This is a genomic window from Candidatus Obscuribacterales bacterium, from assembly GCA_036703605.1.
Taxonomy (GTDB): Bacteria; Cyanobacteriota; Cyanobacteriia; order RECH01; family RECH01; genus RECH01.
Map to the genome: position 1 here is coordinate 1 of DATNRH010000438.1, position 8,217 is coordinate 8,217.

Below are 8,217 nucleotides of genomic sequence, written 5' to 3' on the forward strand. Positions count from 1 at the left end.
AACGCTGCGATCGCCATCAAAAAGTTCTTTCCTGAAGTGCAGGCTGAGAAAGGAGATGGTAGTCCTATTCCATTACCCATTTTCTTTAATGGAGAGAGGATCACGCCAGCGCAATTAGCGATCGCCCAGCAAGAGATTCACAACATCATAGAAACTGCAAAAAAGGAAGGATTTGATTTGTCATCATATTTCTACCCTAGGCGTACCACATCCAAAAAAGATCTTCACATTCCTCAGATTCCAAGCTACGCTAATATCGCAGGTGCTGCCTTTTCTCGAAAGCCTGCGGTTTACCGAGATCGATATGCCCATGAATATTATAAAAGTTTAGCTAAGGAGTATTTCTTACAATGAGTAACCTCAACGATATCGGTAATCTAATGCACATCTATTTAGATGAGATTGAACCTGGCGAAGAAACTGATGCTCCAGAGTTTCTAATTAAAGCATCTGCTCACTTACTCAATCAGAAAGGCGGAAGAAACTGGATCCCGGTGATTGTCAAAGAGACTGGCGACGATGCATACCAGGTCATTGGTAATTCATTCATATATGCCGTTGCAGAGGAAGCTGGTTTAGATCGAGTATGGTGTATTGTTGCCGATGGCAATAGTGACACGGTAGAAATTGTCAAAGTCCTCGCTGGCGAAGCTATCCCAAAAATCAACCTTTCCAAGGCATCCAGAGATGAGATTATGTCGGCCCTAGACTATTTGATTAACCAGCCAGCCAGTCCTCTCAAAGGAGTCAAGCTTGCTATTGCTACCAATCGAATTGATGAAGCCCCTCGACAATATTGGAAGACCTTAGACCCAATTGCCAACCTTAAATGTGGTATCACTCGGGGTAAAAAGCTAGAGGAACTAAAACAAATATTTTATCTGGTTCCTGAAGCTATGCCAGACACCATCACTGACATTGGTATCCTTAAAACATTCTCAGTGACTGACTTAAAGGCAATGGCCAAAAAGCGAGGTATCGTTGGCATTAGCAAAATGAAAAAAGATGATTTACTTAGTGTGCTGAGCAAGTCATCAGATTAGTCAAGATCTCCATACATCTTGGAGGCGATCGCTCTTGAACACCACTGGCATACATAGAAGCAGAACCCAAGCAAACTCTAGCATTCCTCGATAAAATATAGGCACCCTACAGATCCGACTGGAATGAATTCAAAGCCTGCCTCTCCGCCGCTTACTCCCATGCCAGCCTGGCTGCGATCGCCCTTGGGTCGGGCTAGCGAACTATCCACCGTGCAGCGCATCATTAAACAGCGCGGCATCCACACCATCTGTGAAGAAGGACGCTGTCCTAATCGAGGCGAATGCTACGCCCAAGGCACCGCCACCTTTTTATTAATGGGCCCCACCTGCACCCGCGCCTGTAGCTTTTGTCAAGTGGATAAGGGTCATGCTCCCATGCCCCTCGATCCCCAAGAGCCCCAAAAAGTAGCCGAGTCTGTGCAGCTTTTGGGTCTACAGTATGTGGTGCTCACCTCCGTTGCGCGGGATGACCTACCCGATCAAGGCGCAGGTTGGTTTGCCCAAACCATGGCCGCCGTGCGCCACCTCAATCCCCAAACCCAGATTGAAGTATTGACGCCCGATTTCTGGGGCGGGGCAGGGGGAGTGGATGCCCAACAGCAACGCATTGCCACGGTCGTCGAAGCTCAGCCGGCTTGCTACAACCACAATCTGGAAACGGTGCGGCGCTTACAGGGGCCCGTGCGGAGGGGGGCCAACTATGAGCGATCGCTACGGGTCTTAGCCCAGGTCAAAGCCATAGATGCCACGATGCCTACCAAATCGGGGCTGATGCTGGGGCTAGGAGAAACCGAAGCAGAAATTATTGAAGCCTTGCACGACTTGCGAGACGTGGGATGCGATCGCCTCACCCTTGGGCAATATCTGCGGCCCTCCCTCGCCCATCTGCCCGTACAACACTACTGGCCGCCGGAAGATTTTGATCGATTGGGCGCGATCGCCCGTAACCTAGGTTTTTCCCATGTCCGATCTGGGCCCCTCGTGCGCAGTTCCTACCATGCCGGACAAGCTCCCTCCTAATCATCGAGCCCAAGCATCAGCCCTACATAAAACCGCCCAGCCTTGATCAAGGCTGAGCGGTTTAGTTATATCTCTCCTGTCGCTATGCTCGTCCAGTCAAGAACGAGAATGATGGGAGAGCTATGGTATCTATGACCTATTGACCAGATAGGTATGCCATGGGGTTAACCGTTCCTTCGCTAGGTAGGTGAACCTCAAAGTGGACGTGGGGGCCGGTGCTATAGCCCGTGCTGCCCATTTCCGCAATTTGCTGCCCTTGCTCCACGCTCTGCCCAGACTGAACTAGGTTGCGGTTATTGTGAGCATAGCGGGTCATGCTGCCATCAGCATGACGGATTTCCACCATGTTGCCGTAGCCACCCGAGTTCCAACCAGAGAATTCCACAACACCAGGCGCAGCCGCCACGATCGGAGTGCCAACGGGAGCAGCAATGTCAATTCCTCGGTGCATCCGTCCCCAGCGCCAGCCATAGCCAGAGGTCAACGTTCCAGTCGATGGCCAAATATAGCCATTGAAGACTTCCGTTCCACTAGGCAGGTAACGATCAGAGCCAGACAAAGGAGGTAGCTCAGGAGAGACCATCCGTCCCGTGATCGGTTCAATCAACGGGCTATAGTTCTCAGCACCAAGGGGTGCCACAGCCACCAAATCTGGTTCAGGAGCAGGCTCAGATGCCTCAGAGGTTTCCGGCACCCGAGGACTTTGTTCGGTCGTTACGGGTTCAAGCTGAAACTCAGGGGAATCTAGGCTGGTCGAGCGAGCAGCGAGCGTTAACTCATCTGGCGCAGCCGGTTCTGATGCAACATCCTCAGCCTGAATCGAGGGTGTCGAAACGATGGTGCTGTTCTGCCCACCCAGAGACTGCTCTCGCAACGAGACTACGTCGCTCAAGAGTTGGTCTAGATAGGACGGAGACTGTTCTGTGGGCGGAATCGAAAATTGCATAGGCTGAGCAGCCATTTCCGTTTCACTAGGAACAGCCGCGATCGTTTCAGCCTGTTCATCCGCTACGATAAGTGCCTCTGATCCTGGTAAGGCTGCAGGCAAATCGAGTTGGAGAGAATTGCTCGATGAACGTTGAGGTTGCCCCAAGTCCAGTTGGAAATTGTCGTTCACCGACAAAGGGCTACTCAAGTTCGATGGGTTGGAAAACACCGGCGTCGTCGGAGCCGCTGCAATCAAGGAGACGGGCTCTTCGCTCAGCGTCACCGAGGTGGAAGAAGGGGCTGGAATGGTTAGAACCTGACCCACCAAAATAAAGTTTGGATTGGAAATACGATTTTCCGTGACTAGGATGTCTGGCGTAACGTTGTAAGCCCTTGCAAGACTAGCAATGGTGTCGCCGGGTGCCACTTCATGAGTAATACTCATATCCGGCATAACTACATCAGACGCTTGACCGTTCGACGCAGGAGTCATCGATCCGGAGTTAAAGGAAAGAGTCGTGCTAGGTTCTGGATTCGTCAGCCCTAGATCGAGGGAGTCTGTCAGACCAGTCTGCTCTGAAGGCAAAGAGGCGATCGAGACGGGCAGTTGCTCATCTAACTTGCTCTCTTGGCTCACCTCAGAGGGAGCGTCTAACTTAATATCGTTAATCCCAAACGCCTGCGAGCGGGGCAAGGTTCCAGGAGCCGTTGCGACTAGATCTGGAAGCTGCTCTCCCACCGTGACAGAGGTCATTTGGGGAGATGGAAGACTGGATAGGCTGTCAAGACTAGCACGGAGCTGGTCTCGCTTTTGTTGGAGCAAGCGAAGAGCTTCGTCTTGCTCAGCCTTCAATTGACGATCCTGTTCGCTAGTATCACTAAACTGGCTTGATACCCGAACAGCAGGAGGGACAACGGGGATAGATGGAGCCTGGCTCAAACGAGATGGCTCACTCAATTCGATGGTGCTGGGAGCAGCGATCGCAGCTTCTGCGCCCGGAACACGCACAACTTGCCCCACATACAGCGTTGCATTGGGGGACAGCCCATTAGCCGCTGTGATCAGACTGAGATCTACCTGATACAGACTCGAAATCTGCCAGAGTGTTTGCCCTTCCCGGACAATATGCTCAGCAAACGTCTCATCAGCACGAAAAACGGAACGATTAGCTTCGTCTGCCCCAGCGTTGGACTTCATGTCCTGGGATGACGGGGAAGCGGCTGCGGTGGTTGATTCCGCCGGCTTGGGTTCAGCCGCCGCTGCTTCATCTCCATGGCGGGGTAATAAAATACTGGACGCACCCATGGAGAGTGCTAGCCCTAGCATCGCGGCAGAGGTGCGAGACCTACGGCTACCGCTGACAGAAGCCTTTTGATTCTGCCCGATCGCATTGATATCAACGGAAAGCGAACTAGGCAGAGGCTTAACCTTCTGCGGAAATGCTCGTTTCAAAGAACGACCTCCTAATGACCAGCGTTCAACTGTCTTTGAGTGACTCAGCCGATGCAATCTAGCCCTTCTATGACTTGGATCACACTGAGAATGAGAGCAGGGTCACCAATCAAACTACATGCCTAGGTAAGATTACCTTGCTTCTATGGCTTAGACAAGCTTACACTAGTCCAACAAAAATTCAAGACTGTGCAGGCTTAAGTAAAACTAATGCATCAGAAAATCTGAGCAGATGGAACCGTGGGAAATGGTAACGATAGCTGCAAAAAAAGTCGCCTAAACTCTCTCTATGAGGCACTTTCTGCAATTTCAGGAATAATTGTGTGACATCTTTGCCAACACATAATTCATCGTTTTTCTGCACGGATCAGTTACACACCCCATAAAGCCAAACATCCATTGGGTTTGGAATTGCAACGATAAACCACGATCGAATACATGGATCAAGGGACTGAAGTTCTTGTGTATCGGTGGTTCTACAGCTAGTTCACTATTTTTTATTCTAGGGATTAGGCGCTAGAGACCTTAAGAAAGTTCATCCACAATGACGACTTAAGTCATTAGACTGAATGCAGGGTTTGGGCAACAGAACAGAGTACCTTATGAGCTCAATCCTCATCCGTAAGGAATAGATCTGTTGATTGCTTTAACATACCCTAAAAATCCTAGATGCTATCGAATTTAAATTCGGGATTGGTTGATCATGAGATGCCCCAAGGCGCATTTAATCTTGATCTACTGCCTCAAATCGAGTGCGATATAGAGATTTCTTATCGCAAAAGATCCTTGAATGTAGTCTAGGCAACGGACAAGATTGAAGACCGATTTAGCAAAACGCGATCGCATCCTGTTGTGTCTTGGAGCCTTGCCGGCCGCATCAAAAGCCCAGCAGGCTGTTCCCAACATCAGGATCTAAGTCTGATGCGCCCTGATCCTCGCCCCTGAGGTTGAACGTGACGCGCCTGCGATCGTGCCTGATCACCGCCCACCCTGGGCGCTTAAAACATAGTGACCTTTTCACGATGCAACCATCTTGTCCGGAGATTCTCAGCGCCTAAGTCTATAAATAAATTTAAATAGAAGGCTGTAACGCTTTTCTAAAAAGCCTTACAGCGATCGCAGCCAACAGTCTTACAGACGAACATGGGGCTTGGCGTGGAGCAAGTCAAGCTGCCGCCGAGCTTCAAAGAGTCCAATCGCCACACTCACCGAAAGATTGAGGCTACGCACCTGGGGTTGCGACATAGGAATATGCACTCTCGCATCACAGGCATCCAGCACATCCGCTGGCAAACCAGCGGTTTCACAACCAAACAGCAGCCAATCATCCGCCGCGAATTGAAAGCGGGCATAGCTTACAGAGCCCGACACGCTAAAACCGACCCAGCGTCCACCTTGCTGGCGGTGATACTGCTGAAATTGGTCTAGGGACTCATGGTAGGTCAAGTTGACATAGGGCCAATAGTCCAAACCAGCTCGTTTAAGCTGGCGATCGCTAATCTCAAATCCGAGGGGGCCAACAAGATGCAGCTCAGTCTCGGTTGCGGCACAGGTGCGGGCAATGTTGCCAGTGTTGGGTGGAATTTGGGGATGGACTAGAACAATACGAGGCATAGAACAAGATATATTTGTTTATCTTATGAATCAGCAATATTTCAACATTAAATGACAGCCCGCGATCGCCTTTAGGGCAGAAATCGATCGAGGGCCGCCTTAAGTTCTTCAATCTCAGTGTCAATATTTCCTTCACGGGCGGCCCGCCCAACACATTCGGTGAGGTGCTCATCCAGAATGATGCGTGCCACACGGTCTAATGCACCACGAATGGCGGCAATTTGCACCAGCACATCTGGACAGGGTCGCCCCTCCTGCACCATCATCTTGATGCCGCGGATATGGCCTTCAACACGGGAAAGCCGGTTGATAATGCGGCGCAGGGATTCCTCATCATGCACATGGGGATGGGCCGCGTGGGCATGGTCAGGCTCTGATGCGTGGTGATGGGACGATTTGGGCAGTTGCGGTGACGCAGACTCAGACGTTGTCATAGGGATGAAGCGGCATATAGAAAGGCGGACATGCAATGCTAGCGGCGGAGTAATGCCAACTAATCGTTACTTCTAGGGTAGCTTGAGATCTCAACTGCTTGACCAATCCTAAGCCTGGCAGACCTTGGCATCCTTCTATGGGGAACATCGAGAAACCCTAGGTGCAACGGTCTACGCCTTGAACCATTCTCCAGGCCATGTCGGCCATAGCTGTTTATTCAGCATTCAGAGTCCACAGGGAGGCGATCGCTCCCCTGCCTATCCATGGAAAAGTCCCTCCGACTACATACGTACATCGAAGGGACTGACCGCGATCGAGTCCAAAATCACGAGATTAGGAAGGTCGCAGGTTAACCAAGAACAGGTTAAATGTCGTCGTCCACGTCTAGATCCATCGCGGGCTTAACATCCATGATTGGCTCACCATCCATGATCGGCTCAATATTCATCGTGGGCTCAGAATCGACGCTGTTATCATCATCAATGACTTGAGAATAGTCATCATCGACGCTGTTGCCATCATCAATAACTTGGGAGTTATCATCAATGACTTGGGAATAGTCATCATCTTGGAAATCACCACCCAGGTTGTAGTTCGGGCGATTGGCAGGAAACTGTCCTCGATTACGGGCAATATCCGCCGGGAAAACATCCAGACCACCCTCCAGCTCATAGGTGCGAGCTGTGCGATCGTCTAGCACCACATCCTGCAAATCCAGGCTTTCGTCAAAGACACTAGGCTCTTGGCTCGGATCAGGTTCCACACCTGGCATATCCTCGTAAGCATTGAAGCCCGTCCCCGCTGGAATCAGGCGACCAATAATCACGTTTTCTTTCAGCCCCCGTAGCCAGTCAGACTTGCCTTCAATGGCAGCCTCTGTCAGAACCCGTGTCGTCTCTTGGAAACTCGCCGCTGAGATGAAGCTGTCGGTATTCAACGAGGCTTTAGTAATCCCCAGCAATACAGGGGTGTAGTCAGCCGGAGCCCCACCCGTAATTGCCATAGCACTATTGACCTGCTCGATCTGGTAGATTTCTACCAATTCACCGGGCAGCATGGTGGTATCACCCCCATCATCAATCCGCGCCTTCGAGGTCATCTGACGCACGATCACTTCAATGTGTTTGTCTGAAATATCAATCCCTTGAGACTGGTATACAGACTGCACTTCATTCACCAAGAACGTTTGTACTCGCTCTAGGCTGATCATGGCAGCTTCGTGGGTGCTGGTTGATTCGCGGTGGAGACGGAAGAAGACTTCTAGAATCTCATGGGGATTAGCAGGTCCATCGGTTAGCGGTTCAGCGGCCGCTACGCGCTGCCCATCCACCACCAAAACGTTTTGTCCAGGACGAATGGGATATTCCGCAATCACCCCGTCGTCTTCGATGACTTTCACTTCACCCACGTCATCATCGCTATAGATCACCTGGGCCGTGCCAGGGCGATTAGCTAGAACACAGGCTTCTTTGGGCTTTCTAGCTTCCAGCAATTCTTCAATCCGAGGTAGCCCTTGAATGATGTCTCCTGTTTTGGTGCGCTCAAACACCAGAATCACTAGATTGTCTCCCCGCTGTACCAAGTCTCCATCATCAATATGGAGCACTGCGCCAGACGAGACGCGATAGGGTCGGGCAATGCGCAATACGACTTCTGCATCGCGGGTTTCAATGACCTGTCCCGATTCTTCTAGGATGATGCCCTCAGCAATCTCTGCACCTGATA

7 protein-coding genes are annotated in these 8,217 nt (G+C 50.9%); 3 read left to right on the forward strand and 4 right to left on the reverse strand.

Annotated elements, in window-relative coordinates; translation table 11 throughout:
• The 3 genes from V6D20_09180 to lipA all read left to right on the forward strand — a co-directional run.
• Window positions 1–354, forward strand: a 354-nt coding sequence (locus V6D20_09180; GenBank protein ID HEY9815950.1) for a hypothetical protein, incomplete at its 5' end; no start/stop codon positions are given.
• The gene (locus tag V6D20_09185) at window positions 351–1,043 is read left to right on the forward strand and encodes a Rho termination factor N-terminal domain-containing protein (protein HEY9815951.1); all 693 of its coding nucleotides are present in this window, start codon (window positions 351–353) and stop codon (window positions 1,041–1,043) included. The genes V6D20_09180 and V6D20_09185, both read left to right, overlap by 4 nt.
• A 123-nt stretch (window positions 1,044–1,166) precedes the next feature.
• Window positions 1,167–2,063: a lipoyl synthase gene (gene lipA / locus V6D20_09190; GenBank protein HEY9815952.1), complete on the forward strand. Its 897-nt coding sequence runs from the start codon at window positions 1,167–1,169 to the stop codon at window positions 2,061–2,063.
• A gap of 136 nt (window positions 2,064–2,199) precedes the next feature.
• Here the strand turns inward: lipA and V6D20_09195 are convergent, their stop codons facing one another.
• The 4 genes from V6D20_09195 to V6D20_09210 form a co-directional block, all read right to left on the reverse strand.
• Window positions 2,200–4,443 carry a peptidoglycan DD-metalloendopeptidase family protein gene (locus tag V6D20_09195; GenBank protein ID HEY9815953.1) on the reverse strand — a complete coding sequence of 748 codons (2,244 nt, stop codon included), beginning with the start codon at window positions 4,441–4,443 and terminating at the stop codon, window positions 2,200–2,202.
• Between the two features lie 1,131 nt (window positions 4,444–5,574).
• Window positions 5,575–6,057 carry a tRNA (cytidine(34)-2'-O)-methyltransferase gene (locus V6D20_09200; GenBank protein HEY9815954.1) on the reverse strand — a complete coding sequence of 161 codons (483 nt, stop codon included), beginning with the start codon at window positions 6,055–6,057 and terminating at the stop codon, window positions 5,575–5,577.
• A 71-nt stretch (window positions 6,058–6,128) separates the two neighbouring features.
• A complete protein-coding gene (locus tag V6D20_09205; GenBank protein ID HEY9815955.1) occupies window positions 6,129–6,491 on the reverse strand; it encodes a metal-sensing transcriptional repressor in 363 nt (120 codons plus the stop codon).
• 365 nt (window positions 6,492–6,856) lie between these two features.
• Window positions 6,857–8,217: DNA-directed RNA polymerase subunit beta'' (locus V6D20_09210; protein HEY9815956.1), on the reverse strand; the 1,361-nt coding region annotated here is incomplete at its 5' end.